The 22,579-nt window shown below is 60.0% G+C and carries 28 protein-coding genes, 1 tRNA gene and 1 pseudogene; 17 read left to right on the top strand and 13 right to left on the bottom strand.

The features are described 5' to 3' along the window. The first annotated feature begins 11 nt into the window (after positions 1 to 11). From CX511_RS21850 to CX511_RS21840, 3 genes are all read left to right on the top strand, one after another. The gene (locus CX511_RS21850) at positions 12 to 386 is read left to right on the top strand and encodes a YkgJ family cysteine cluster protein (protein WP_045184501.1); all 375 of its coding nucleotides are present in this window, start codon (positions 12 to 14) and stop codon (positions 384 to 386) included. Between the two features lie 93 nt (positions 387 to 479). After that, on the top strand, positions 480 to 1,040 hold the full coding sequence (locus CX511_RS21845) for a GNAT family N-acetyltransferase (protein ID WP_045184505.1): 561 nt from the start codon (positions 480 to 482) through the stop codon (positions 1,038 to 1,040). 2 nt (positions 1,041 to 1,042) lie between these two features. Then, positions 1,043 to 1,597, top strand: coding sequence for a hypothetical protein (locus CX511_RS21840; RefSeq protein WP_045184849.1), 555 nt, complete (start codon positions 1,043 to 1,045; stop codon positions 1,595 to 1,597). Here CX511_RS21840 and CX511_RS21835 read toward each other — a convergent pair. After that, the gene (locus CX511_RS21835) at positions 1,594 to 2,073 is read right to left on the bottom strand and encodes a DMT family transporter (protein ID WP_101292897.1); all 480 of its coding nucleotides are present in this window, start codon (positions 2,071 to 2,073) and stop codon (positions 1,594 to 1,596) included. The two genes, CX511_RS21840 and CX511_RS21835, sit on opposite strands and share 4 nt — an antisense overlap. An 89-nt stretch (positions 2,074 to 2,162) precedes the next feature. Here CX511_RS21835 and CX511_RS21830 point away from each other — a divergent pair, with 89 nt between their 5' ends. Beyond that, the gene (locus tag CX511_RS21830) at positions 2,163 to 3,062 is read left to right on the top strand and encodes a LysR family transcriptional regulator (protein ID WP_045184511.1); all 900 of its coding nucleotides are present in this window, start codon (positions 2,163 to 2,165) and stop codon (positions 3,060 to 3,062) included. A 75-nt stretch (positions 3,063 to 3,137) separates the two neighbouring features. Here CX511_RS21830 and mnmH read toward each other — a convergent pair whose 3' ends face one another. Next, positions 3,138 to 4,241, bottom strand: a complete 1,104-nt coding sequence (gene mnmH / locus CX511_RS21825) for a tRNA 2-selenouridine(34) synthase MnmH (protein WP_101292898.1) — start codon at positions 4,239 to 4,241, stop codon at positions 3,138 to 3,140. Beyond that, positions 4,241 to 5,275: a selenide, water dikinase SelD gene (gene selD, locus CX511_RS21820; protein WP_045184517.1), complete on the bottom strand. Its 1,035-nt coding sequence runs from the start codon at positions 5,273 to 5,275 to the stop codon at positions 4,241 to 4,243. The genes mnmH and selD overlap by 1 nt, the downstream gene beginning before the upstream one ends. A gap of 122 nt (positions 5,276 to 5,397) precedes the next feature. On the opposite strand from selD, the gene CX511_RS21815 reads away from it, so the two are divergent. From CX511_RS21815 to phnE, 4 genes are read left to right on the top strand one after another with little or no spacing between them, the layout of a single operon-like run. Further along, entirely contained in the window at positions 5,398 to 6,252 is an 855-nt protein-coding gene (locus CX511_RS21815) for a putative selenate ABC transporter substrate-binding protein (protein ID WP_101292899.1), read from the top strand. Then, positions 6,249 to 7,043 carry a phosphonate ABC transporter ATP-binding protein gene (locus CX511_RS21810; RefSeq protein ID WP_101292900.1) on the top strand — a complete coding sequence of 265 codons (795 nt, stop codon included), beginning with the start codon at positions 6,249 to 6,251 and terminating at the stop codon, positions 7,041 to 7,043. Before CX511_RS21815 ends, CX511_RS21810 begins: the two co-directional genes overlap by 4 nt. Further along, positions 7,037 to 7,864 (top strand): PhnE/PtxC family ABC transporter permease, encoded by an 828-nt coding sequence (locus tag CX511_RS21805; protein WP_101292901.1) that lies wholly within the window; start codon positions 7,037 to 7,039, stop codon positions 7,862 to 7,864. Before CX511_RS21810 ends, CX511_RS21805 begins: the two co-directional genes overlap by 7 nt. Beyond that, positions 7,861 to 8,628 (top strand): phosphonate ABC transporter, permease protein PhnE, encoded by a 768-nt coding sequence (gene phnE / locus CX511_RS21800; RefSeq protein WP_045184528.1) that lies wholly within the window; start codon positions 7,861 to 7,863, stop codon positions 8,626 to 8,628. The genes CX511_RS21805 and phnE overlap by 4 nt, the downstream gene beginning before the upstream one ends. Here phnE and CX511_RS21795 read toward each other — a convergent pair. The 4 genes from CX511_RS21795 to CX511_RS21780 are packed head-to-tail and all read right to left on the bottom strand — an operon-like array spanning position 8,625 to position 11,044. Beyond that, positions 8,625 to 9,098: a DoxX family protein gene (locus CX511_RS21795; protein ID WP_045184531.1), complete on the bottom strand. Its 474-nt coding sequence runs from the start codon at positions 9,096 to 9,098 to the stop codon at positions 8,625 to 8,627. The two genes, phnE and CX511_RS21795, sit on opposite strands and share 4 nt — an antisense overlap. A gap of 38 nt (positions 9,099 to 9,136) precedes the next feature. Beyond that, positions 9,137 to 9,883, bottom strand: a complete 747-nt coding sequence (locus tag CX511_RS21790) for an HvfC/BufC N-terminal domain-containing protein (protein WP_101292902.1) — start codon at positions 9,881 to 9,883, stop codon at positions 9,137 to 9,139. Next, complete coding sequence (gene bufB, locus CX511_RS21785; protein ID WP_101292903.1) at positions 9,880 to 10,731, bottom strand: MNIO family bufferin maturase; 852 nt, start codon at positions 10,729 to 10,731, stop codon at positions 9,880 to 9,882. Before bufB ends, CX511_RS21790 begins: the two co-directional genes overlap by 4 nt. Positions 10,732 to 10,762: 31 nt before the next feature. Continuing rightward, positions 10,763 to 11,044: a BufA1 family periplasmic bufferin-type metallophore gene (locus CX511_RS21780; RefSeq protein ID WP_045184542.1), complete on the bottom strand. Its 282-nt coding sequence runs from the start codon at positions 11,042 to 11,044 to the stop codon at positions 10,763 to 10,765. Positions 11,045 to 11,253: 209 nt separating this feature from the next. Between CX511_RS21780 and CX511_RS21775 the strand changes: the two genes are divergently transcribed. Both CX511_RS21775 and CX511_RS21770 read left to right on the top strand, forming a co-directional pair. Further along, a complete protein-coding gene (locus CX511_RS21775; protein ID WP_045184545.1) occupies positions 11,254 to 11,826 on the top strand; it encodes a sigma-70 family RNA polymerase sigma factor in 573 nt (190 codons plus the stop codon). Continuing rightward, positions 11,823 to 12,464, top strand: coding sequence for a DUF1109 domain-containing protein (locus CX511_RS21770; RefSeq protein WP_101292904.1), 642 nt, complete (start codon positions 11,823 to 11,825; stop codon positions 12,462 to 12,464). The genes CX511_RS21775 and CX511_RS21770 overlap by 4 nt, the downstream gene beginning before the upstream one ends. A gap of 30 nt (positions 12,465 to 12,494) precedes the next feature. Here CX511_RS21770 and CX511_RS21765 read toward each other — a convergent pair whose 3' ends face one another. The 4 genes from CX511_RS21765 to CX511_RS21750 form a co-directional block, all read right to left on the bottom strand. Beyond that, on the bottom strand, positions 12,495 to 13,385 hold the full coding sequence (locus CX511_RS21765; RefSeq protein WP_101292905.1) for a bestrophin family protein: 891 nt from the start codon (positions 13,383 to 13,385) through the stop codon (positions 12,495 to 12,497). 73 nt (positions 13,386 to 13,458) lie between these two features. Next, positions 13,459 to 13,938, bottom strand: a complete 480-nt coding sequence (locus CX511_RS21760; RefSeq protein ID WP_101292906.1) for a GNAT family N-acetyltransferase — start codon at positions 13,936 to 13,938, stop codon at positions 13,459 to 13,461. 220 nt (positions 13,939 to 14,158) lie between these two features. After that, positions 14,159 to 14,395, bottom strand: coding sequence for a DUF3077 domain-containing protein (locus CX511_RS21755; protein WP_101292907.1), 237 nt, complete (start codon positions 14,393 to 14,395; stop codon positions 14,159 to 14,161). An 18-nt stretch (positions 14,396 to 14,413) separates the two neighbouring features. Beyond that, complete coding sequence (locus CX511_RS21750; RefSeq protein WP_101292908.1) at positions 14,414 to 14,650, bottom strand: hypothetical protein; 237 nt, start codon at positions 14,648 to 14,650, stop codon at positions 14,414 to 14,416. Positions 14,651 to 15,082: 432 nt separating this feature from the next. Here CX511_RS21750 and CX511_RS21745 point away from each other — a divergent pair. Continuing rightward, a pseudogene (locus CX511_RS21745) lies at positions 15,083 to 15,169 on the top strand (agmatine deiminase family protein); the annotation flags it as partial. Between the two features lie 13 nt (positions 15,170 to 15,182). Here CX511_RS21745 and gabP read toward each other — a convergent pair. After that, the gene (gene gabP, locus CX511_RS21740) at positions 15,183 to 16,586 is read right to left on the bottom strand and encodes a GABA permease (protein ID WP_101292909.1); all 1,404 of its coding nucleotides are present in this window, start codon (positions 16,584 to 16,586) and stop codon (positions 15,183 to 15,185) included. Positions 16,587 to 16,806: 220 nt separating this feature from the next. Here gabP and CX511_RS21735 point away from each other — a divergent pair, with 220 nt between their 5' ends. Together CX511_RS21735 and sodC are read left to right on the top strand one after the other, a co-directional pair. Then, positions 16,807 to 16,998 carry a YhfL family protein gene (locus CX511_RS21735; protein WP_045184564.1) on the top strand — a complete coding sequence of 64 codons (192 nt, stop codon included), beginning with the start codon at positions 16,807 to 16,809 and terminating at the stop codon, positions 16,996 to 16,998. Between the two features lie 333 nt (positions 16,999 to 17,331). Further along, on the top strand, positions 17,332 to 17,844 hold the full coding sequence (gene sodC / locus CX511_RS21730; protein ID WP_101292910.1) for a superoxide dismutase family protein: 513 nt from the start codon (positions 17,332 to 17,334) through the stop codon (positions 17,842 to 17,844). Positions 17,845 to 17,892: 48 nt separating this feature from the next. On the opposite strand, the gene CX511_RS21725 is transcribed toward sodC, so the two are convergent. Then, positions 17,893 to 17,977: transfer RNA gene (locus CX511_RS21725), tRNA-Leu, on the bottom strand. A 108-nt stretch (positions 17,978 to 18,085) separates the two neighbouring features. On the opposite strand from CX511_RS21725, the gene queA reads away from it, so the two are divergent. The 4 genes from queA (at position 18,086) to secD (ending at position 22,576) form a co-directional block, all read left to right on the top strand. Further along, on the top strand, positions 18,086 to 19,135 hold the full coding sequence (gene queA / locus CX511_RS21720) for a tRNA preQ1(34) S-adenosylmethionine ribosyltransferase-isomerase QueA (protein ID WP_101292911.1): 1,050 nt from the start codon (positions 18,086 to 18,088) through the stop codon (positions 19,133 to 19,135). 14 nt (positions 19,136 to 19,149) lie between these two features. Next, positions 19,150 to 20,265: a tRNA guanosine(34) transglycosylase Tgt gene (gene tgt / locus CX511_RS21715; protein WP_177327789.1), complete on the top strand. Its 1,116-nt coding sequence runs from the start codon at positions 19,150 to 19,152 to the stop codon at positions 20,263 to 20,265. Between the two features lie 46 nt (positions 20,266 to 20,311). Beyond that, the gene (gene yajC, locus CX511_RS21710) at positions 20,312 to 20,647 is read left to right on the top strand and encodes a preprotein translocase subunit YajC (protein ID WP_010223473.1); all 336 of its coding nucleotides are present in this window, start codon (positions 20,312 to 20,314) and stop codon (positions 20,645 to 20,647) included. 63 nt (positions 20,648 to 20,710) lie between these two features. Then, positions 20,711 to 22,576: a protein translocase subunit SecD gene (secD, locus tag CX511_RS21705; protein ID WP_101292912.1), complete on the top strand. Its 1,866-nt coding sequence runs from the start codon at positions 20,711 to 20,713 to the stop codon at positions 22,574 to 22,576. The last annotated feature ends 3 nt before the right edge of the window (positions 22,577 to 22,579 follow it).

The raw sequence follows: 22,579 nt of genomic DNA, 5'->3' as shown, positions 1-22,579 counted from the left end.
GTCTCCTTATCATGTCCGAACATAATCCTTGTTTGAACTGCGGCGCCTGCTGCGGGTTTTTCCGTGTGTCTTTTTTCTGGGGTGAGTGCACATCGGCGGGAGGCTTGGTGCCCGACGATCTGGTGGTGCAGATCAATCCAACCCGAGTGGCGATGATTGGCACCGACAGCAAACCCTGCCGTTGCATTGGTCTTGAGGGTGAAATAGGTAAAGGGGTCAGTTGTGGCCTTTATGAGCAGCGCTCCAGCCCTTGTCGCGAATTCGAGGCATCCTGGGTCGATGGTCAGCACAACCCCAGTTGCGACGCAGCCCGGGCTGCCTATGGCTTGCCACCGCTGGAGGCCAACGAGCCGATCTGGCCACATGAGGGGGCGGAAGTAGCCTGAAGGCTATACAGCCAGGCCGCTGTACTCACAACCAGCGCCTGGCAACCTTGCGGTAGACTGTGCGGCTCTTCGACCAGAACAGGAGTTCTACTCGTGTCGTATTCCCACGCATTTCCTCTTGAGCTTTGCCTTGAAAGCCCACGTCTGCAGTTGCGGCCCATGCGCGCAGAGGATGCTGCTGCTTGGCTGGCGATCATGGCCGATCCGCAGGTCATGCGCTTCTGGAATCATGCTCCTTGGAATGAACTGGCTCAGGCTCAGGCAGCACTGGAGGCTGACCGTGAAGGCTACCATCAGGGCCAGTTGCTCAAGCTGGGTATCTATCGCCGTGACAGCAATGCGCTGATCGGCATGTGCCAGTGTTCCAACTTCGAGAGTGACTCGCGCCGTGGCGAAATCGGCTACTGCCTGGCCGGCAATGCCCAGGGGCAGGGCTTTATGGGCGAAGCGCTTGAACACTTCGTTCAATACCTGGCGCGGGACCTGAAAATGCGTCGCCTGGAGGCCGAGATCGACCCGCGCAACAGCGCTTCAGCACGGACCCTGGAGCGCCTGGGCTTTGTCCTTGAAGGCGTGCTTCGCGAACGTTGGTGTGTGGCGGGCGAATTATCCGATTCGGGACTCTACGGTTTGTTGCTCGAGCGTGAGCAGTGATCATCGCCCGCCGTTACGTCGTAATCACCTTGCTGTTGTTTTTGTCGAGCCTGTGTTTCAACGCCATGTACCTCAGCGGTGACGGACGCCTGCATGCGTTGCAGGCGCTGCTGTATGGGCCTTGGGGCCTGGTGTTCGGCATGTACGGTTGGTTCGCCAATCCCTTGCTGGGGCTGGCGATCCTTGTGCACCGGCGCTGGCGTTGGCTATCACTGGCTCTGGGGTTAGCCGCGTTCTACCTGGCGTTGACCAGCTTCGGCATTGATCGGATGCCTGATAATCGCAGTTACAACTTCGTCAACCTGACGCACTTTGCTCCGGGCTTTTACCTGTGGCTACTGGCGATCTTTGCGTTTTGCCTGGGGCAGGCCTGGTGGTGCCAACAGGCGCGTCAGGGGGCCGCGATACCTGGCTGGCATTGGCTGGAGGGTGTTTTGGTGGTGGTCTTGGGCGTGGTGATCAGCTTCGCCATTGAAGCCCCCAGCCTCAGGTTCGAAATTAATCGGGCCCTGGAACCGCCGCCCTACATCCAGCCCATTGACCCGGATACCATCTAGCGCGACGTCGATGTCCCCCATTGCACTACCAGCATGCCAAGCACGATCAGCCCGACCCCCGCCAGGCGCAGGCTGTTCACGGGTCGCTGCGTCAGGCCCATCAGGCCCCATTGATCGATCAGTAGCGATGACACTACTTGGCCGGCGATCACGCAAACGATGAACCCGGCAGCCCCCAGGCGCGGCGTCAGCATCAGCGCCGCAGTGATGTAGGCGACCCCGGCCACGCCACCCAACCAGGCCCACCAGGGGGCCTGGGCCAGAGCCGCGACCTGCGGCAATGGCGCGCGCATGACCAGCAAGGCCGGAATGACCATCAGCACACTGACCGCCAAGGACACCAGTGTTGCCCACAATGGATGACCAAGCAGGCGACCCAGGGCGGCATTGCTGCCGGCCTGGAAAGGTACTGCCGCACCGGCAAGCAGGGCAATGACAAGCGGTAGCAGCGCGGCAGGGGTAAACGACAGGCTCATGGCAAGACTCCTTGAAAATGGCTTGGTAAAGTCTTGGCTATCCATGTTGTTAATGGAAATTCGAATGATGCACTGGAGTTATTCGTCTGATGGATGATTTGCGGCGTATTGATCTGAATTTGTTGCTCACTCTGCATGCACTGCTGGTCGAGCAGCACGTATCGCGTGCCGCGTTGCGCTTGCACCGCAGTCAGCCGGCGGTTAGTCATGCACTGGCGCAGTTGCGCGAACTGTTTGCGGACCCGTTGCTGGTGCGTCGTGGCGGACGTCTGCAGGTCACCGCCCGTGCCCAGGCCTTGGTCGAACCGTTGCAGCAAGCCTTGGAGCAGCTCGATGGTTTGCTGGCTCATCCTGGTTTTGACCCACGCAAGGCACGGCGCAGTTTTCGTCTGGCCATGTCGGATTACGGTGCCCGGGTGGTGTTGCCTGGGCTCATGCGTGTGCTGCGAGAAGAGGCGCCGGGGATTGATCTGGTGGTTATTCAGGGCAGCCGCGAGGCGATGCTTGGGCATCTATTCGACGGTGAGGCTGATCTGGCGCTTGGGGTATTTCCCGACGTTGCCGCCGAGCTTCGGGTTGAAACCCTGTTTGAGGAGCGCTTTACCTGCATTGCCGATCGCAGTGGCTTGCCGGCTCGCGGCGGGCTCAATTTGGCAGATTGGCTGACGCGACCGCATGTGCTGGTGGCAGTGCGTCCGGGGATCGACAACGAGATCGATCTGGCGCTGACAGCGATCGGCGCTCGTCGCCGAGTGGCCTTGGCGTTGCCGCATTGGGCGGCGGCGCAAGAGGTGATTGCCGGCACTGACCTGATTCTTACGGTTGCCCGACGCAGCCTCGACAACGGCAAGCTCGACCCGCGTCTGCGCCGCTTCGAGCCGCCGCTGGCGATCAAGGCTTTTGGCTTTCAGCAGGCCTGGCATCAGCGCCGGGAGAGCGAGGCGGGGCATCGCTGGTTGCGTGAGCGAGTGGCTGCACTATGTCAGTGATTACACCTGTCTTGTGGGTGCCAGCCTTGCTGGCGATGGGATCGGCGCGGTGTCAGATGATACGCGGTGCCGGCATCAGTGTCGGGCCGCGCGGGCCAGCAGGTATTCGCGTACTTCAACCTGATCGCCGGAAAACTCGATGCGCTCGGCCTTGCTGTCGCGATGGTAGGCGTACATCGGGTCGTAATATTCACTGAGCAGGCCGCTGATCCAACCCCGATGCAGGTCAACTGCACCACTGCGCTGCTGCTCCTCCAAGGCCTGTTGCAGCACTGCTGACAGACGCTGGTAACGCTCACCCCCCAGGCGTTTGAGGATATTGCTCATGCTCTGGTTCAGGCGTTCGGCAAACAGTGTGAAGCCTTGTTCATCACCGTGCAGGGCTACAAACTCAGCACACAAATTGATCACATAGTCGCCAAGTATGCGTTCGACACGGTTGTCGAAGGTGTCTTCCAACCATACCAGCGGATACTGCTGCATGCCCTGGTACAGTTCCAGAGGCAGTGAACAGCTGCCGACGATACGCCCTTCATCTTCGAGTACGAACTGGTCGATACCCCGTGCACGCTTTTTCAGCACGTCGATGGCCAGGCTGTTCTCGAAATCGATTTGTGCCGGCTGGCCGGTGGCGCGCTTACCGAAGCTGGAACCGCGATGGTTGGCATGGCCTTCCAGGTCCAGGGCGTTGTCCAGTACCTGCAGCACTTCAGTCTTGCCGGTGCCGGTCAGGCCACCGATCAGGACAAAATCGCACTCGGTGACGGCGCTCTGGGTGGTATCAAGCAGGAAGTTACGCATGGCCTTGTAGCCACCAACCACTTTTGGGTACTCAATACCAGCTTCTGCCTTGAGCCACTGCTGGGCGATCTGCGAGCGCAGGCCGCCACGAAAACAGTAGAGGTAGCCTTCAGGATTGGCCCGGGCGAAGGCGGCCCAGGCGGCGATACGCTCATCTTTGCTTTGGCCACTGACCAACTGGTGGCCCAGGGCGATGGCGGCCTGTTGGCCTTGCTGCTTGTAGCAGGTGCCAACCTTCTGCCGTTCCATGTCGTTCATCAGTGGCAGGTTGATCACATTGGGAAAGGCGCCCTTGGCAAACTCGACCGGGGCGCGCATGTCCATCATCGCGACATCGTGCAAAAACAACTGGCGGTAGTCGGTGCTGTTGTCACGCATCACAGCACCTCAACCGCATGGCTCTGTCGCTCAACCAGCTCGCCGATCGGCGCCAGGTTCAGACCCAGCTCGGTGGCGACAGCAAGGAACTCGGCTTCACCTTCAGGCGTCACTGCAACCAGCAGGCCACCGCTGGTTTGCGGATCGCACAACAGGTGTTTCTGCTCGTCGCTCAGCGGCGCTATTTTCTCGCCGTAGCTGTCGAAGTTGCGCAGGGTGCCACCTGGTACACAGCCTTCGGCCAGGTAGTGTTCGACACTTGGCAGACGTGGTACGGCGTTGTAGTTCAGGCGCGCGCTCAAGCCGCTACCGTCAGCCAGTTCCACCAGGTGGCCCAGCAGGCCGAAACCGGTAACGTCGGTCATGGCTTTGACGCCTGCCAGCTTGCCGAAGCGACTGCCGGGGGTGTTGAGGGTGCACATCCAGTCGCGGGCCAGCCCTTTGTCCTGGTCACGCAGTTTGGACTTTTTCTCGGCGGTAGTGAGGATGCCGATGCCCAGTGGCTTGGTCAGGTACAGGCGGCAGCCCTGGGTGGCGGTGTCGTTGCGTTTCATGTGGCGCTTTTGCACCACGCCGGTTACCGCCAGGCCAAAGATCGGCTCGGGGGCATCGATGGAGTGGCCGCCGGCCAGGGGGATACCGGCCTCGGCGCACACAGCGCGACCGCCACGAATCACTTCGCGGGCCACTTCCGGAGCCAGCACATTGATCGGCCAGCCGAGAATGGCGATGGCCATCAGCGGGTCACCGCCCATGGCATAGATATCGCTGATCGCGTTGGTGGCGGCAATGCGCCCGAAGTCGTAAGGGTCATCGACAATCGGCATGAAAAAGTCGGTGGTAGAAACCACGCCACGCTCGTCGTCGAGGGCGTAAACTGCTGCGTCATCACGCGAGGCATTGCCGACCCAAAGGTTCGGGTCCAGCGCCTGGGTACCGCTTTCGGCGAGAATCACCTCGAGCATCTTCGGAGAGATCTTGCAGCCGCAACCGGCGCCGTGGCTGTACTGGGTCAGACGAATCGGCTCGCTCATACGCACCTCGAAAAATCGTGAAGGCCGATTGTAGCAAAGCTGGCCTTTGCGCCGTTGCCTCTTATAATTCTGGAGCCAGCCCGACGCTGGCTCTTTCCCCGCTATTGAACCGGAGAATCCCCATGCTCAAACGTCCCCTGGCGCTGTTCGCCGGTCTCGTGCTGTCTTGCTCGTCTTACCTGGCCCAGGCGGCCGATGTCCTTAAGGTCAGCGCCATCCCTGACGAGGCACCGACTGAACTGCTGCGCAAGTTCAAGCCGCTGGGCGAGTACCTGGAGCAGAAGCTGGGCATGAAGGTCGAGTTCGTGCCGGTGTCGGACTATCCGGCGGTGGTCGAGGCCTTGGCCACTGACCGCCTGGACATGGCCTGGCTGGGCGGTTTCACCTTCGTGCAAGTACACCTGAAGAGCCCGACCGCGACGCCGCTGGTACAGCGTGAACAAGACGCCAAGTTCACCAGCAAGTTCATCACCGCCAACCCTGATATCAAGAGCCTGGCCGACCTCAAGGGCAAGACCTTTGCCTTCGGTTCGATTTCGTCCACCTCCGGTAGCCTGATGCCGCGCTACTTCATGCTCAAGAACGACAACATCAAGCCTGAGACCTACTTCAGCCGTGTTGCCTATTCCGGTGCCCATGACGCCACCGCTGCCTGGGTCCAGGCCGGCAAGGTCGATGCCGGTGTGCTCAACGCCAGCGTCTGGGACAAACTGGTTGCCTCGGGCAAGGTCGATACCAACAAGGTCAAAGTGTTCGCTACCACCCCGAGCTACTACGATTACAACTGGACCGTGCGCGGTAGCCTCGATCCGGCGCTGAAGGAGAAGATCAAACAGGCCTTCCTCGACCTCGATCCGGCCAAGCCGGCTGACAAGGCGATCCTCGACCTACAGGCCGCCAGCCGCTTTATCGCCACCAGCCCGGACAACTACAAAGGGATCGAGGAGGCTGCTCGCGCTGCTGAGCTGCTCAAGTGACAATCCAGCTCAAGGGTACGAGTCTGCGTCATGGTCAGGTTCAGGCACTGCACGCCATTGACCTGCGCGTGGAGACCGGTGAGCGCGTTGCGATCATCGGTCCTTCGGGAGCGGGCAAGTCCAGCCTGCTGCACCTGATCGCCAGTGCCCTGGCGCCGACTACCGGCAGCATCGAGTTGCTCGGTGAGGCGCCATGGCGACTGTCTGCGCGTGCACGTCAGCGATTACGCGCGCGGATCGGTCTGATCCATCAGGCACCGCCGTTGCCGCCTCGCCAGCGCGTGGTGACTGCGGTGTTAGCCGGGCGCCTGGGGCAGTGGAGTACCCTGCGTGGATTGCTCAACCTGTTGTACCCCTCGGATGTACCGGGGGTGCGTGCGGTGTTGTCTGGGCTGGGCATGGCTGACAAGGTCTTTGCCCAGTGCGGGCAATTGTCCGGTGGGCAGTTGCAGCGTGTTGGTATTGCCCGTGCCTTGTACCAGCAGCCAGCGCTTCTACTCGCCGATGAACCGGTTTCGGCCATGGATCCGGTGCTGGCCGAACACAGCCTGAAAACCCTCAATCAGCATGCCAGCGAGCGCGGCATTACCCTGGTCGCCAGCCTGCATGCGGTGGACCTGGCGCTGGCGCATTTTCCACGGGTGATCGGTATTCGCGAAGGGCGAGTGGCGTTTGACCGCCCGGCCAGCGAGGTCTCCAGTGAAATGCTCGATGCCTTGTATGCCAACGAACACTTGGCTTCACCTCAGATGCCTTTACCAACGCTGAACCTGCAGATTCCACGATGCTGACGGCTGACAAACGCGACCCGGCAGCGCTGCCCAGACTGCTGCTGACGCTGCTGGCGATTGCCTTGCTGTGGCCCGGTATTCACTTGAGTGAGCTCAATCCCGGCGTGCTGCTGCAGGCTGAAAACCGCCGCGAGATGAGCAATTTTGTCAGTGCCTTTTGGCCGCCAGCGCATGATCCCGAGTTTCTTGCCTTGCTGTGGCAGGCCACGCTGCAAACGCTGGCGGTGGCCACGGCAGGCATGGCCCTGGCCCTGCTTCTGGCCATTCCGGCCAGCCTGTTGGCCAGTCGGGCATTGTCCTTGGGCGCTGCGTCGCGCGGTGGGCGTCTAGGGTACTGGTCGCGCGCGGTGCGTTTGCCAGTGCGCGGGCTGCTGATCTTTTTGCGCAGTGTCCCGGAAATCGTCTGGGCCCTGCTGTTCGTCCGCGCTGTAGGCCTGGGGCCGACGGCTGGTGTGCTGGCCATTGCCATCACCTACAGCGGCATGCTCGGCAAGGTGTATGCGGAGATCTTCGAGTCGGTGAATCAGCGGCCTGCTCATGCGCTGCTGCAGGCCGGCAGCAGTCGTCTGAGTGCGTTCTTCTACGGCATTCTGCCGGATGCCGCTGCGGAGCTTGTGTCCTATACGGTCTATCGCTGGGAATGCGCGATTCGTGCTTCGGTGGTGATGGGCTTTGTTGGCGCTGGCGGGCTTGGGCAGCAGATCGACTTGTCGATGCGCATGTTCGCGGGGGCCGAGGTGGCGAGCATGTTGCTGGCCTTCCTGGTGCTCGTTTGGTTGGCCGACCAACTCAGCCGTTTGTTGCGTGGGAGGTTGGCATGAGGCAGTTGATCAACGCCGCACTGATCCTGGCCATGCTGGCGGCAGTAGCAGGTTCATTCGCCTACTTGAGCCTCGACGTGCAGTCGCTGTTTGGTGAGGGTGGCCTGGGGCAGATGGGCGCTTATGCGGCGCGGTTCCTCAGCCCTGACCTGAGCCCGGAGCATTTGCGCGCAGTCGGCAAAGGGGCCCTGGAAACTCTGGCCATGTCCGGTCTGGGCACGTTGCTAGCAGTCATCCTCGGATTGCTGCTGGCGTTACCGGCAGCCGGGCGTTTTGGTTGGCCGCTGCAGGGCGCTGCACGGTTGTTGCTCAATGCCCTGCGGGCGATACCGGAGCTGGTTTGGGCCGCGTTGACCGTACTGGCGGCGGGTCTGGGACCGAATGCCGGTACCTTGGCGTTGGCCTTGCACACCTCGGGTGTACTGGGCCGGCTGTTTGCCGAAGCCTTGGAAAATGCCCCGCCAGAACCGGCCGCAGCCATTCGCTTGCAGGGTGGCAGTCAGGTCACGGCATTCTGCTTCGGTACCTTGCCTAACCTCTGGCCGCAGTTGCTGGCCTACAGCCTCTACCGCTGGGAAAACAACATCCGCATGGCCAGCGTGCTTGGCTTTGTTGGCGCAGGGGGGTTGGGGCAGATGCTCTACACCACCCTGAGCCTGTTCCAGGAAGCCCAGGCCAGCACGGTGATCATTGCCATGCTGGTGTTGGTGTTGCTGGTGGATGCGTTGAGCGATGTGCTCAGGCAGCGATTCGTGCGGGCCTAGCGGATGCCCAGGTAGCGATCCAGCGACCAGCGTCCGCCACCGCGGCCGATCACCACCAGTAACAAACCCGCCCAGCTCAGATGGGTAGGCCAGGCGTCAGGGTAGACGAACACCTGGATCACCAAGGTCATGCCCAGTAGCGCCAAGCCGGCAAAGCGGGTGAACAGACCGAGCACCAACAACAACGGAAACAGGTGCTCGGCATAGGTAGCCAGGTGCGCGGCCAACCAGGGCGAAAGCACCGGCAGCACGTATTCGGTACGGAACAGTTCGTAGGTGCTGGGCGTGATGCTCAGCAAGCCTTCGACCTTGGTTCGCCCCGATAGAAAGAAGATCGCGGCAATGCCCAGGCGCGCTACGAGTGATAGCAGCGAGTCGTTGATCAACCCCTGTAGCTGCTCGACGCAGCGCGACCAGTGTGTACAGCGATGGCTGGGGTGTTTGTGAGGGGTATCACTGAGCGAGTGCATGGCGTGCTCCAATCAAGGCCGCGCGGGCCTGGGGCTGTTTAAGCAAATACCCCGGCCGCGAGCAGGCGGCCGAGCAGGTTGGTGAAGTCCATCGACGCATCGAAGTTCAGTACGCCATTGGCGGCCTCTTCCAGTGATTGACCAGCGGCACAGGCGTCAAGAAAGATGCATTCGGCTTCGCTTAACGATTGCCACAGCACCTGGCCGCACTGGCGGCGTAACAGCAAGCCTTCACCTCTCCAGGCGAGCGGATCGGGCAACGCCAAACCCTGGCGGTTGCAGTGCCATATGCTGTAGATCGGTTGCCCGCTGAACCACTGCCAGCGCACGTCCAGGCGCGGTCGCAAGTGCTGCTGATCGAGGTGTTCAGGGCTGATACCGGCCATCGCTACCAGGTCCAGAGCGCGGTCTTCAGGCGCGATGTGGACCTCTATCCACAAACGATCAGCGCGTGCCACATCCGCCAGGTAAGGCAGGCTTTGCGCGGGCTCGAATTGTTCGAGGAACGTTGCGAACTGGTCTCCGTAAAGGATCAATCGAGGGTCGTTGGGGGGCGTTTGCATCGCATGAATGGCAGCGGCAGCACGAAACCAGTCGGTACCGACCAGGCGTTCGACGGTGGGGAAGTTCGCCTGTAAGGCATCGACACAGCCTTTGAACACGGTGTTGCGATACACCGTGAAGCCGGCCTGCTGGGTTAGCGGTAGCTGTTCGGCCGATCCCGGCTGGCCATACAAGGCGGCGGTGAAGGCCGACTGGAATGCGCCTAACGAAGAGCCGCTCATGGCCGGATACCGAGGTTGTCGAGTAGACACTGGGCGGTGTCGCGCTCACCCAGCAGCGCCTCGAACGGTGGAATCTGATCATCACGTTCAATTAGCGTTGGGCGCGGTCCGGTCCGCTGTAATAAGTGCCGGTACAGTGACCAAACCTCTGCGGCGACGGGCGCGTCATGGGTGTCGATCAATAGGTCACTGTTGGCGTCCTGGCTGAAACCGGCCAGGTGTATTTCGCTGATCAGGTGCGCCGGAAAGGCATCCAGATAGGCGCGGGCCTCGAAGCCCATGTTGTGGGCGCTGACGTGAACATTGTTGATGTCCAGCAACAAACTGCAGCCGGTGCGTTGGACCAGCTCGGTGAGAAAGTCGATCTCACTGAAGTCGTGTCCCTCCAGATGCACGTAGTGGCTGGGGTTCTCGATGGCTAGCGGACGGGCGAGGATGTCCTGGGCGTAGTGAATGTTTTCGACAATGCGTAGCAATGCAGCCTGGCTACGTGGGAACGGCAGCAGGTCAGGGTGGTACTGGCCTTGCCAGGTGGACCAGGCCAAGTGCTCAGAAAGCAGGCGAGGTTGTACTTGGTTGACCAGAGCCCTGAGTCGATACAGGTGCTCGGCGTCAGGCAGTTGATCAGCGGCCAGTGACAATGAAACACCATGTAACGACAGTGGATGACGCTCGGCGATGGCTTCCAGCCAGGTCAGCCTGGGGCCTGCGACCATGTAGTTCTCCGGGTGAACCTCGAACCACAACCCAGGGGCCTCACAGGCAATGGCATGTTCGTAATGCTCAGCCTTGAGCCCGAGCCCCGCACCGAGATGGGCGTCGGTGGGGAGGAGAGGGAAACTTTTCATGGTCGCTTCGCCTTTTGCGGGTTGCTGTGGATCAGGACTGTTTTGGCGTCAGCGAGCCCATGCCGTTGGGTGTCTTGATCGAAGTGCAGGTACCGGCAGGGACGTTTTTCCAGGCATTGGCCTGGTAGTCCATTTTCGAGGTTCCGGCGCAGCTGGTGCCGGCCCCGGCTTTGCAGTCATTTTTGCCGGCCATGGCCACGCCGTAGCATTTCTCCATGGCTGGTGTCGGGGCGTCGGAGGAGGAAGCAGCAACAGCAGTACCGGCGATCGAAGCGAAGGCGAGGGCAGCAGCGGTGGCGGCGAACGTTTTCATGTTGTCAGACTCCAGAAGGTGAGGTGGCCGGGCAACTTTGCTTGCGGCTCGTGATGTAGTTCGCCGGGTTTCACCAATGGGTTACAGCAGGGTAGAAATTTTTCCGCACTTTTCTCCCTGTTCGGAGCGCAGCGAAAACCGCTATGGTTTCCAGCAGCACTGTCTGTGTTCCAGACACTTTCCTATCGCCCCTGTAACCAGAGCCTTGGATGGAACGAACTACTCAGAGTGAACTGATGCGCATGCGTGAGGCCGCGCTGCAAGGCTTGTTATTGTCCGGGCTGGAGGGCAATGCAGACGCCTATCGGCAGTTTTTGCAGCAACTGAGCGGGCATTTGCGTAACTTTCTGCGCAAACGGCTGTATGCTCACGCTGATGACCTTGAGGACCTGCTTCAGGAAGTGCTTCTGGCCGTGCACAATGCCCGTCAAACCTACCAGCGTGATCAACCGCTGACCGCTTGGGTGCAAGCCATCGCCCGCTATAAGTTGGCCGATTATTGGCGTGGTCAGAGTCGCCGGGAGGTCTTGAACGATTCACTGGATGACGCCGACGCGTTGTTTGCCCAAGAGCAGTTGGAGCCCGCTCATGCTCAACGAGACCTGGGTAAACTGCTTCAACAACTGCCGGACAAGCAACGATTGCCGATCATGCATGTCAAGCTGCAAGGCTTGTCGGTTGAAGAAACAGCCCAGTTAACCGGGCTGTCCGGCTCCGCGGTGAAAGTCGGCATTCATCGGGGGCTCAAGGCAATCGCCGCGATGATTCGAGGGGCACAATGAAAACTGACGACTTGATTTCCCTGCTTGCCACTGGCATCGAGCCGGTTGATCGGCGGCAGTTTGCTCGTCGTTTGAGCCTCGCCATGCTGGTCGCCATTGTGGGCGCGTGCCTGCTGACGGTGGTGCTGTTCGGCGTGCGTGCCGACATTGTCGAGGTGGCAGCCACCCCGTTGTTCTGGGCCAAGCTTGCCTTGCCGGCAGCGCTGATGGTCGCGGCGCTGCTGGTATTCATTCGCCTGGCGCGGCCAGGGCTTGAAGTGGGCATACGCTGGGGTGGCATTGGCGTGCCGGTACTTGGCGTCTGGGCGGCGACGCTGCTGGTGCTGAGCGCAGTGCCGGAGGATCAGCAAGTGAGCTTGATGTTCGGCCGCACCTGGCGCACCTGTGCGTTCAATATTGTCTTGTTGTCGATACCGGGATTTTTCGCGCTGTTGCGGGCGATGCGTGAGCTTGCCCCGACACGCTTGCGTCTGGCGGGCGGGGTGACCGGCCTGTTGGCCAGTTCCACGGCGACCTTGGCTTACTGCCTGCATTGCCCGGAGATGGAGGTGCCGTTCTGGGGTGTCTGGTATGTGCTGGGTATGGCTATTCCGACCCTGATGGGTGCCGTGCTCGGACCGCGCTGGTTGCGCTGGTGATTGATGTGGGAGCGGGCACCTGCACCTGCATTAGCCAATCAATTCCCCACACTGCGCATCGCGCTGCATCGACTCCAGATTGCGCTCGATGGTTTCGCAGATGTTGTCCATCTGGATCTGATGCTCGCTGACGCGAAACGGGCTTTGCAGATCCGTGCCGATGCGTTCGATGGCCAGCAGCATAAAGCCCACCACTGTCGAGGCCAGCGGGGTGAACCAGCCCAAGGACTCAACCAGGCCGATTGGCACGATCAGGCAGAACAGTGAGATGAACAACCGCGGGAAATACACGTAAGGGTAGGGCAGCGGCGTATTCGCGATACGTTCCATGCCGCCCTGGCTGTTGGATAGGTCAACCAGGGTCGATTCCAGCCGCGCCAAGCGAATGCTGTCCAGGCGCCCAGCCTTGTATTCACGTGCCAGCAACGTTGCCGATCCGGTGAGGATGTCGTTGGCAAAATTGTTCGAGCGGCTACGGCGGTCAAATTCATCGGGCGGGATGAAGGCCATCAGCTCATCCGGGCACGGTTCACCGCGCAGATGCGCGGCCAGGCAATTGACATAGGCAACATGGCGGCGTAACAGCGTTGCCTTGATCGGATTGACGCCGTCACTTTGGTCGTCGATCAGGGTCAGAACCTGGCGGGCAAAGCTGCGTGAACTGTTAACCAACCCACCCCATAAGGTCCGCGCTTCCCACCAACGGCTATAGGCGCTGCTGTTGCGAAAGCTGACCAGCACCACCAGCGCTGAACCCAGCAGGGTCAAGGGCATCAGCGGCAGGGTGAACTTGCTGTTGAAGAACAGCATGAAGTCGATGGTCACCAAGACGTCCCAGATCAGCAGCCAGAACAGCGACCAGCCGACGTAGCCTAGGGTTTTGACGATCAGGCGATACTTGCGGGTGATAGCGTCTTTCACAGGTGAACCTCGAGCGGCGGATGCACAAGATCGGACGCCGCCGCGTGCTCAAGGTTCGTCGCAGTTCATCGATTCAGCGCAATGCCTGCTTCATCTGCACCAATGCCACCCGGGTATTACCCGGTCCCTGGCGTTCTTCAGTGGCGAAGGGGGTAAAACCCAGCTGTGGATACAGCAACAACCCGGCGGTGTTGTGGTTGAAGCAGGACACCCAGACTTCGCGGGCATTGAATTGCGTACGCGCCAGGTCGATCATCGATTGCACCAGATAGCGCGCTACGCCGTGGCCGCGGGCAGCTGGGGCCACCACGACATTGCCCAATGCACAGATACCGTTGTGTTCGGCCTTATAGAAATTGGCAAAGGCCAGTACTGCGCCGTCGCCCTCCACCACGGTTGAACCGGCGCGCTGAGTGATGGCGTCGTGCAGTTGTGTCGGTGTCAGCGGGTACTCGGCCTTGGGAAACATATAGAACAGTTCCTCGGGACCTTGAGGGAAACAGCAGATAGTGGCGATGTCCTTGGCCTGGACGGGGCGATGAGTCAGCTGCATAGAGTGGCTCGCTCAGGGGGGGGGCGGTGACAGCAATCCTACACTGCCAAGCGGTGCGTAGAGGTCCAATTGCCGTCTGTAAACCGGCCACCCGGATCCTGCCATGAGTCTTACTGTTCTCATCGTGCCCTGGCACTGCTGCTGATTGGTGCCTTGTCTTGAGTGGTGCTGAGGTATGAGCACCACTGGCCCGGAGTATCTTCGGGCCAGGTAGCAAGTACTAGTGAGCCAGTCCCAAGCTCACATCATCAACAATCGCCTTGGCCATCTCGCCTAGAAAGTGCGCAGCCCACACCAGGGTCTGGTCTTCATCGGTAGCACCCAGTGAGGTCAGCTTGTTTACGCAGGCCATGAGCAGTGAAGCCTGTTCCAGTGCGTGTTCACAGGCGATGCCCGGGTTGATGCGAAACAACTGATGGTGGGCGAAGGTAACTGCGCCTGGCGTTTCCCTGGTCATGAAGTGATCCTCAGTGCATCAGCTACGGACCTGAACGCAAGTCAACGCCTGCTCAACACGCCGGCGCGCTGCCTCGATTTCATGCAGTGCCGTACGTACCAGTGCTTGTCCATGGGCATCAGGGTGAAGCAACGCCGCCTGTTGGGTTACGGCCAGGGCGCAGGTCAGATGCTCGGAGGCATAGACAAGGGTGTCTTCCAGGAAGTGTGGGGAATCGGTGGGGAGAAGCGGGGGATCGGGGACGATTTTTAGCATGGTCAACTCCTGTATCGGTGGAGCCGCCACAAATCTGCTGTCAAACAGGAGGGTGGCAGCTGTACGCGGGTTGACAGACCGGTGATACAGGAACCGGCGCACACGAGTGTGCCCCACGCACAGCTACCATAAAACCGTGCGACTGTATCAATGGCGGTCTGTCAAAACCGGTCGTTGAATTGGCAACGACCGTTCAAGACTAGGCAGCTACCGACGCAGACGCAACAGCTGAAGTGCCCGGGGATTATGCTTGGGAAAAGGACTACACGAAATAGCGAAACTTCTGTATCCGTTACCTACAGGTGTGTCGATGCTTTGTAGCCGCTGCCGAGGTACGAGGCTGCGATCGACTGCGTAGCAGTCGCACTTCAGGCAGATCATTAGGGTCTACGGCCCCTTCGCGGCCGATCGCAGCCTTACGGCAGCGGCTACAAGCAGGTGGTACAGCTCAACATCGATACCATTGCCGCGGGTGGGGGAGGTATTCACTGCGTGACCCACCAGTTGCCTCATGTTTGAACCTGTTAAAGGCTCACTGAACCGTGGAACTGACCCGTGCCGGTTGCCCGTGTTGGCGGGTCAGCACAATCCCTAGTAATGAAATGATCAGTGCCAGACCAATGGTGGTCGTCACTTCGACCCGGTGTTCGGGCGTCACCAACATGACCCCGAGCGCTGCGACGATAAAGGCAATCACCGCATAGGTAAGCCAGGGGAACAGCCACATATGGAAGTTGAGCTGGACGTTTTGCTGCAGCAGCCTCTTGCGCATGCGCAACTGCGAGATAGCGATGACCAGGTACACCAGCAAGGCAATGGCGCCTGAACTGGCGAGCAGGAATTGAAACAGGCTAGGCGGTGCGAAGTAACTGACGATGGTGATCAGCGCACCCAGCACGGTGCTGGCGAAAACAGCCGCCCTGGGTACACCCACCTTCGAGGTCACTTTGATCTGCCGGGGTGCCTCGCCGCGCTTGCCCAGTGAGTAGAGCATGCGTGAAGCGATGTAGATCGACGAGTTCATGCAACTGGCAACGGCGACCAGTACCACTACATCCATCATGAACTTGGCGTGAGGGATGTTCATCAGCTCCAGCGCTCGCTGGTATGAGCCCACCGAGGCCAGTTGCGGGTCGTTCCAGGGCACGATGGAAATGATCACGGCAATCGACAGCAGGTAGAACACGCCGATCCGCCAGATCACTGAGCGAGTGGCCTTGGCGATGTTCTTCGCCGGGCTTTGCGACTCGGCGGCGGCGATGGTGACTGCCTCGATGCCGATAAAGCTGAACATCACCGTGATGAACGCGCCGACCACGGCCGAAGCACCATTGGGTGCGAAGCCGCCATGCTCAGCGAGCAAGTGACTGAAGCCGCTTACTTCCCGCTCCGGCACCCAGCCAGCCAGCACCGCAGCCCCCAAGCTGATGAACGCGATAATCGCCACCACCTTGAACATGGCGAACCAGAATTCGAACTCGCCGTACTTGGCAACACTGAACAGGTTGGTCGCTGCCAGGGCAATGATCGATAGCAGGGCAAACAACCAGGCCTCCACCTGGGGAAACCAGGTGTTCAGAACATGCCCGGCGGCGAGGGCCTCGATAGGAATGACCAGCACCCAGAACCACCAGTACATCCAGCCGATGGTAAAGCCCGCCCAGGGTCCGATCGCTTGATCGGCATAGGTGGAGAACGACCCGGTGTCAGGGTTGGCCACGGCCATCTCGCCGAGCATGCGCATCACCAGAATGACCAGCAGGCCGGACAAGAAGTAGGCCAATATTGCCGCAGGACCGGCGGCGGCAATGGCATGCCCGGAGCCGACGAACAACCCGGCACCGATGATGCCGGCAATTGAAAGCATGGTGACGTGACGCGGCTTGAAACCCTGCGCCAACTGACCTTTCGAATCCTCGGAGCCCAGGCTGATCATTGTGCTTATTCTCTTTGTATTTGATCTTGGGACGCGTGACTGAATGCACGGTTGAAAAAGGCCAAGTCACATTACCTAGGTGTATTAGCGCGTGGGTTTGTCGATTGCGCCGTGCTTAAGTCCGATTGCGCCATGGCGACGGTGCAAGTAGGGGGGAGGTTTTGTGTATAATCGCGCCGCCATCATTATGATGGCGCTTCATAAATTAAAGGATTTTTGTATGAAAAAGCTGTTCAAAGTAGCCGTCGCTACTGCCATGGTTTCTGGTGTTGCCCTGCTGTCCGGTTGCACTGGTCAGGTATATAACCAGCAAAAGAATTGCTCTTATGACTACCTGTTCCACCCTTCGGTTTCTATCTCTAAAGTTATTGGTGGCTGCGGTCCTATCGATAAACTGCCTCAGCCGCAGTAATTTTAGTGATGCGCTGATTAGTCCGATTTCGGCTTAATCGAGACCCCCTGCTACCGATGGTGCAGGGGGTTTTTATTGCGCGTTTGACTGGCCCCTTGTAGCCGCTGCCGTGAGGCTGCGATCGGGCGTGAAACGCTCGCAAAACCTGACCGCCGCGATCATCCGACAGGCACCTCGGCAGCGGCTACCGCAAGCAGTGCTGCCTGGCTAGTTGTTGTGGGGAGAGGGGCTTGGTGTGACTGAGTACCCTGGAAATGGAACCCAGCAGGTTAAGTCAGTCTCCATTGCTAAAGTGGGTCGCTTCGGTCCCCTTCAGGCAATGGAGTTTCTCTCATGAAAGTATTCTGGTTCACCACGTTATGGATCGCGTCGGTTGTCGCCCAGGCGCAGACAGTCGAAATGGCCCTGGTGAAAGCTGATGGCAGCGCCCAGCCCATCGGCACCATCACCCTTGAGCAAAATCGCTACGGCACCTTGTTGACCCCGAACCTGCGGGACCTGCCAGCCGGTGTGCATGGCTTTCACCTGCATGAAAAGCCTTCTTGCGCTGCGGCGATGGTGGATGGCAAGAACACGCCTGCTGGGGCTGCGGGTGGGCACTGGGACCCGGGCAGCAGCCAGCTTCACAAAGGCCCCTATGATGACAGCGGGCACCAAGGCGATCTGCCGGCGCTTTATGTCAGTGACAACGGTACGGCGACCTATCCGGTCCTGGCGTCACGTCTGAACGTTGAGGACTTCAAGGGGCATGCGTTGATGGTGCATGGCGGTGGCGATAACCACAGTGATCACCCGCAGGCGTTGGGCGGGGGTGGGGCGAGGATGGCGTGTGGGGTGGTGAAGTAAATTGCGGGCACAAAAAAGCCGACGTTTAAGTCGGCTTTTTCATGCGTTTGGTGCCCCGAGGGAGACTCGAACTCCCACTCCTTTCGAAAACGGATTTTGAATCCGCCGCGTCTACCAATTCCGCCATCAGGGCTTGTGGCGGCGAAGTATAGAGAGACCTCTACCGTTGGTCAATCAGGTTTCATGGTCAATTTTCGACTTTTCGGCTAAACTTTGCGACCCTGTCGAACCGAACACCATCATGCGCGTCGCTGATTTCTCCTTTGAACTCCCTGATTCCCTGATCGCTCGCCATCCGCTGGCGCAGCGCCACAGTAGCCGCCTGTTGACCCTGGACGGGCCGAGCGGGGCGCTGGCTCATCGCCAGTTCACCGATTTGCTCGAGCACCTGCGCCCGGGCGATCTGATGGTGTTCAACAATACCCGGGTGATTCCGGCGCGTTTGTTTGGCCAAAAGGCCAGCGGCGGCAAGCTGGAAATTCTGGTTGAACGGGTGCTCGACAGTCATCGGGTGCTGGCCCATGTGCGTTCGAGCAAGTCGCCCAAGCCAGGCACACAAATTCTTGTCGACGGTGGTGGTGAGGCCGAGATGGTCGCCCGTCACGACACTTTGTTCGAGCTGCGCTTTGCCGAAGAGGTATTGCCGCTGCTCGACCGCGTCGGGCATATGCCGCTGCCGCCTTACATCGACCGTCCGGATGAGGGCGCCGACCGCGAGCGCTATCAGACGGTGTATGCCGAGCGTGCCGGGGCCGTTGCAGCGCCCACCGCTGGTCTGCACTTCGATGAAGAACTGATGGCCAAGATCGCCGCCAAGGGCGTGGAAACCGCCTTTGTCACCCTGCACGTTGGCGCTGGCACCTTCCAGCCGGTGCGCGTCGAGCGTATTGAAGACCACCACATGCATAAAGAGTGGCTGGAGGTCAGCCAGGACGTGGTCGATGCTGTGGCGGCCTGCCGAGCCCGTGGCGGGCGGGTGATCGCTGTCGGCACCACCAGTGTGCGTTCGCTGGAAAGCGCTGCCCGTGACGGCGTGCTCAAGGCGTTCAGTGGCGACACCGACATCTTTATCTTCCCGGGCCGGCCGTTCCATGTGGTCGATGCCCTGGTCACCAACTTCCATTTGCCTGAATCCACGCTGTTGATGCTGGTTTCGGCCTTCGCCGGTTACCCCGAGACCATGGCTGCCTATGCGGCGGCGGTCGAAAACGGGTACCGCTTCTTCAGTTACGGTGATGCCATGTTCATCACCCGCAATCCGGCGCCGCGCGGCCCCGAGGATCAAGCATGAGTCGCACCTGTCGTATGTCCTTTGAATTGCTGGCCACTGATGGCAAGGCCCGCCGCGGCCGCCTGACGTTCCCTCGGGGTGTGGTCGAAACCCCGGCGTTCATGCCCGTGGGCACCTATGGCACGGTCAAGGGCATGTTGCCGCGCGACATCGAGGCTATCGGCGCGCAGATGATTCTGGGGAATACCTTCCACCTGTGGCTGCGCCCGGGCACCGAAGTGATCAAGGCCCATGGTGACCTGCACGACTTCATGAAGTGGCAGGGCCCGATCCTCACCGACTCCGGTGGTTTTCAGGTGTTCAGCCTGGGCGCCATGCGCAAGATCAAGGAGGAGGGTGTGACCTTCGCCTCGCCGGTCGATGGCTCCAAGGTGTTCATGGGCCCGGAAGAGTCGATGCAGGTCCAGCGTGACCTGGGCTCCGACGTGGTGATGATCTTCGATGAGTGCACCCCGTACCCGGCCGATGAAGACGTCGCGCGGATCTCCATGGAGCTGTCGCTGCGCTGGGCTCAACGCTCGAAGAATGCCCACGGTGACAACACTGCAGCGCTGTTCGGTATCGTTCAGGGTGGCATGCACCAGGACCTGCGCATGCGCTCGCTCGAAGGCCTGGACAAGATCGGCTTCGACGGCCTGGCCATCGGCGGCCTGTCGGTGGGCGAACCCAAGCACGAAATGATCAAGGTGCTGGATTACCTGCCAGGCCAGATGCCGGCTGACAAACCTCGTTACCTTATGGGGGTAGGCAAGCCTGAGGATCTCGTTGAGGGTGTGCGCCGCGGCGTCGACATGTTCGATTGCGTGATGCCCACGCGCAACGCGCGCAACGGTCATCTGTTTATTGATACCGGTGTGCTCAAAATCCGTAACGCGTTCCATCGTCATGATGATTCGCCACTGGATCCGACCTGTGACTGCTACACCTGCCAGAACTTCTCCCGTGCTTATCTGCATCACCTGGATAAGTGCGGCGAAATGTTGGGCAGTATGTTGAATACGATCCATAACTTGCGCCATTACCAGCGGTTGATGGCTGGTTTACGCGAGGCTATTCAACAAGGTACATTGGCCGTCTTTGTCGATGCCTTTTACGCCAAGCGCGGGCTGCCTGTGCCGCCCTTGGACTGACGTTTTGTCGATCCCTAACAAGTACTGATTGCAACTGGAGTGCTAAATGAGCTTTTTGATCCCTGCCGCTTACGCGGACGCCGCTGCCCCTGCCGCCGGCCCAGCCGGAACCGGCTTTGAGTGGATTTTCCTGGTTGGCTTCCTGGTCATCTTCTACCTGATGATCTGGCGTCCACAGGCCAAACGTGCCAAAGAGCAGAAGAACCTGCTGAGCAACCTGCAAAAAGGTGATGAAGTTGTCACCAATGGCGGTATCGCTGGCAAGATCGTCAAAGTTGCCGATGACTTCGTGGTACTGGAAGTGTCCGATAACGTTGAACTGAAGTTCCAGAAGGGCGCCGTTGCCGCGACCCTGCCAAAAGGTACGCTCAAAGCGATCTAAGTTTCAGTTTTTTACCAATCGACGGGGCGCGCAAGGCGCCCCGCGTCTTGAACGGGCGGCGTGATGCTGAACAAATACCCTCTGTGGAAATACGTACTGATCCTGGTGGTACTGGCGATCGGTTTTATTTATTCCGCTCCCAACCTCTACCCTGATGATCCGGCCGTCCAGGTCAGCGGTGCCAGCACGGCGCTGCAGGTCACTCAGGCGGATCTGGATCGCGTGAGCAAAGCGCTCGTCGAAGCCGGAATCCAGGTCAAGGCTGCAAGCCTGGGCGAGAAGGGCAAAGGCGCGTTGGTGCGTCTGACCAAGCAGGAAGATCAACTGCCAGCCAAGGATGTTGTGCGCAAGGCACTGGGCGATGACTACGTAGTCGCACTTAACCTGGCCCCGACGACTCCGCAATGGCTGCGTAACCTGGGCGCAAGCCCGATGAAACTGGGTCTGGACCTGTCCGGTGGTGTGCACTTCCTCCTCGAAGTGGACATGGACAAGGCCATGCAAGCCCGTCTGAAAGTCTATGAAGGCGAAGTCAAAAGCCTGCTGCGCAAAGAGCGCGTGCGCTATCGCAGCCTGCCGCAGCAAGATGGCGGCATTCAACTGGGCTTCTCCGATGAAGACTCCCGCGAACAGGCTCGCAGCCTGATCCGCAAGAATTTCAACGATTTCGAGCTGACCACCACCGAGCGTAATGGCCTGTCGGTGCTGCGTCTGGCGATTACCCCGGCCAAGGTCGCGGAAATCCGTGAATACTCGATCAAGCAGAACCTGACCACGGTACGTAACCGGGTCAACGAGCTGGGCGTTGCCGAGCCGCTGGTACAGCGCCAGGGCGCCAACCGCATCGTGGTCGAGCTGCCAGGTGTGCAGGACACTGCCGAAGCCAAGCGTATCCTCGGTAAAACGGCCAACCTGGAGTTCCGTCTGGGTGCCGAGCCGGGTGCTTCGAAAGCGACCACCGAAACCTTCGAGTTCCGTGAAGGTGGTCGTTCGGCGGCCGTTGAGCGTGGCTTGATCATCACCGGTGATCAGGTGACCGATGCCCAGGCCAGCTTCGACGAGCAGGGTCGCCCACAGGTGAACATCCGTCTGGATGGTCATGGTGGCGAGCTGATGAGTCGTGCGACCCGCAGTAACGTTGGTCGCAGCATGGCGGTGATCTTCATTGAGCAACGTCCGACCACGCGTTACGTCAAGCAGATGGTGGATGGCGTAGAGAAAGACGTCGCCGTCCAGACCTTCACCGAAGAGAAGAAAATCATCAGTCTGGCGACCATTCAGTCGCCGCTGGGTAGCCAGTTCCGCATCACCGGCCTGAACGGTCAGGGTGAATCTTCGGAGCTGGCCCTGCTGCTGCGCGCCGGTGGCCTGGCTGCGCCGATGTACTTCGCTGAAGAGCGCACCATCGGCCCGAGCCTGGGTGCTGACAACATCACCAAGGGTATCGATGCATCGTTGTGGGGCATGCTGTTTGTCTCGCTGTTCATCATGGTCATCTACCGCTTCTTCGGTCTGATCGCTACGGTCGCCCTGGCCGGTAACATGGTCATGCTGCTGGCGCTGATGTCGTTGCTGGGGGCAACCCTGACCCTGCCGGGTATTGCCGGTATCGTCCTGACCATGGGTATGGCGGTCGATGCCAACGTGCTGATCTTCTCGCGGATCCGCGAAGAGCTGGCCAATGGCATGTCGGTGCAGCGCGCCATTCACGAGGGCTTCAATCGTGCCTACACGGCGATTGTCGATGCCAACCTGACCACCTTGCTGGTCGGCGGCATCCTCTTTGCCATGGGTACCGGCCCGGTCAAGGGCTTCGCAGTTACCATGTCCCTCGGGATTTTCACCTCGATGTTCACGGCCGTCATGGTTACCCGCGCAATGGTCAACCTGACCTGCGGTGGGCGTGATATCAAGAAGTTGTGGGTTTAAGGG

The organism is Pseudomonas sp. S06B 330 (genome assembly GCF_002845275.2).
In the GTDB taxonomy this organism is placed as follows: Bacteria; Pseudomonadota; Gammaproteobacteria; order Pseudomonadales; family Pseudomonadaceae; genus Aquipseudomonas.
This window is presented reverse-complemented; position numbering and strand designations above follow the sequence as displayed.

What these genes read in the sequence shown, in the direction of transcription:
- CX511_RS21850 (WP_045184501.1), top strand. Translation starts at nt 12, where the DNA reads ATGTCCGAACATAATCCTTGTTTGAACTGCGGCGCCTGCTGCGGGTTT.
- CX511_RS21835 (WP_101292897.1), bottom strand. Translation starts at nt 2,073, where the DNA reads ATGAGCCTGTCGTTTACCCCTGCCGCGCTGCTACCGCTTGTCATTGCC.
- CX511_RS21830 (WP_045184511.1), top strand. Translation starts at nt 2,163, where the DNA reads ATGGATGATTTGCGGCGTATTGATCTGAATTTGTTGCTCACTCTGCAT.
- mnmH (WP_101292898.1), bottom strand. Translation starts at nt 4,241, where the DNA reads ATGCGTGACAACAGCACCGACTACCGCCAGTTGTTTTTGCACGATGTC.
- selD (WP_045184517.1), bottom strand. Translation starts at nt 5,275, where the DNA reads ATGAGCGAGCCGATTCGTCTGACCCAGTACAGCCACGGCGCCGGTTGC.
- CX511_RS21815 (WP_101292899.1), top strand. Translation starts at nt 5,398, where the DNA reads ATGCTCAAACGTCCCCTGGCGCTGTTCGCCGGTCTCGTGCTGTCTTGC.
- CX511_RS21805 (WP_101292901.1), top strand. Translation starts at nt 7,037, where the DNA reads ATGCTGACGGCTGACAAACGCGACCCGGCAGCGCTGCCCAGACTGCTG.
- phnE (WP_045184528.1), top strand. Translation starts at nt 7,861, where the DNA reads ATGAGGCAGTTGATCAACGCCGCACTGATCCTGGCCATGCTGGCGGCA.
- CX511_RS21795 (WP_045184531.1), bottom strand. Translation starts at nt 9,098, where the DNA reads ATGCACTCGCTCAGTGATACCCCTCACAAACACCCCAGCCATCGCTGT.
- CX511_RS21790 (WP_101292902.1), bottom strand. Translation starts at nt 9,883, where the DNA reads ATGAGCGGCTCTTCGTTAGGCGCATTCCAGTCGGCCTTCACCGCCGCC.
- bufB (WP_101292903.1), bottom strand. Translation starts at nt 10,731, where the DNA reads ATGAAAAGTTTCCCTCTCCTCCCCACCGACGCCCATCTCGGTGCGGGG.
- CX511_RS21780 (WP_045184542.1), bottom strand. Translation starts at nt 11,044, where the DNA reads ATGAAAACGTTCGCCGCCACCGCTGCTGCCCTCGCCTTCGCTTCGATC.
- CX511_RS21775 (WP_045184545.1), top strand. Translation starts at nt 11,254, where the DNA reads ATGGAACGAACTACTCAGAGTGAACTGATGCGCATGCGTGAGGCCGCG.
- CX511_RS21770 (WP_101292904.1), top strand. Translation starts at nt 11,823, where the DNA reads ATGAAAACTGACGACTTGATTTCCCTGCTTGCCACTGGCATCGAGCCG.
- CX511_RS21760 (WP_101292906.1), bottom strand. Translation starts at nt 13,938, where the DNA reads ATGCAGCTGACTCATCGCCCCGTCCAGGCCAAGGACATCGCCACTATC.
- CX511_RS21755 (WP_101292907.1), bottom strand. Translation starts at nt 14,395, where the DNA reads ATGACCAGGGAAACGCCAGGCGCAGTTACCTTCGCCCACCATCAGTTG.
- CX511_RS21750 (WP_101292908.1), bottom strand. Translation starts at nt 14,650, where the DNA reads ATGCTAAAAATCGTCCCCGATCCCCCGCTTCTCCCCACCGATTCCCCA.
- gabP (WP_101292909.1), bottom strand. Translation starts at nt 16,586, where the DNA reads ATGATCAGCCTGGGCTCCGAGGATTCGAAAGGTCAGTTGGCGCAGGGT.
- CX511_RS21735 (WP_045184564.1), top strand. Translation starts at nt 16,807, where the DNA reads ATGAAAAAGCTGTTCAAAGTAGCCGTCGCTACTGCCATGGTTTCTGGT.
- sodC (WP_101292910.1), top strand. Translation starts at nt 17,332, where the DNA reads ATGAAAGTATTCTGGTTCACCACGTTATGGATCGCGTCGGTTGTCGCC.
- queA (WP_101292911.1), top strand. Translation starts at nt 18,086, where the DNA reads ATGCGCGTCGCTGATTTCTCCTTTGAACTCCCTGATTCCCTGATCGCT.
- tgt (WP_177327789.1), top strand. Translation starts at nt 19,150, where the DNA reads ATGTCCTTTGAATTGCTGGCCACTGATGGCAAGGCCCGCCGCGGCCGC.
- yajC (WP_010223473.1), top strand. Translation starts at nt 20,312, where the DNA reads ATGAGCTTTTTGATCCCTGCCGCTTACGCGGACGCCGCTGCCCCTGCC.
- secD (WP_101292912.1), top strand. Translation starts at nt 20,711, where the DNA reads ATGCTGAACAAATACCCTCTGTGGAAATACGTACTGATCCTGGTGGTA.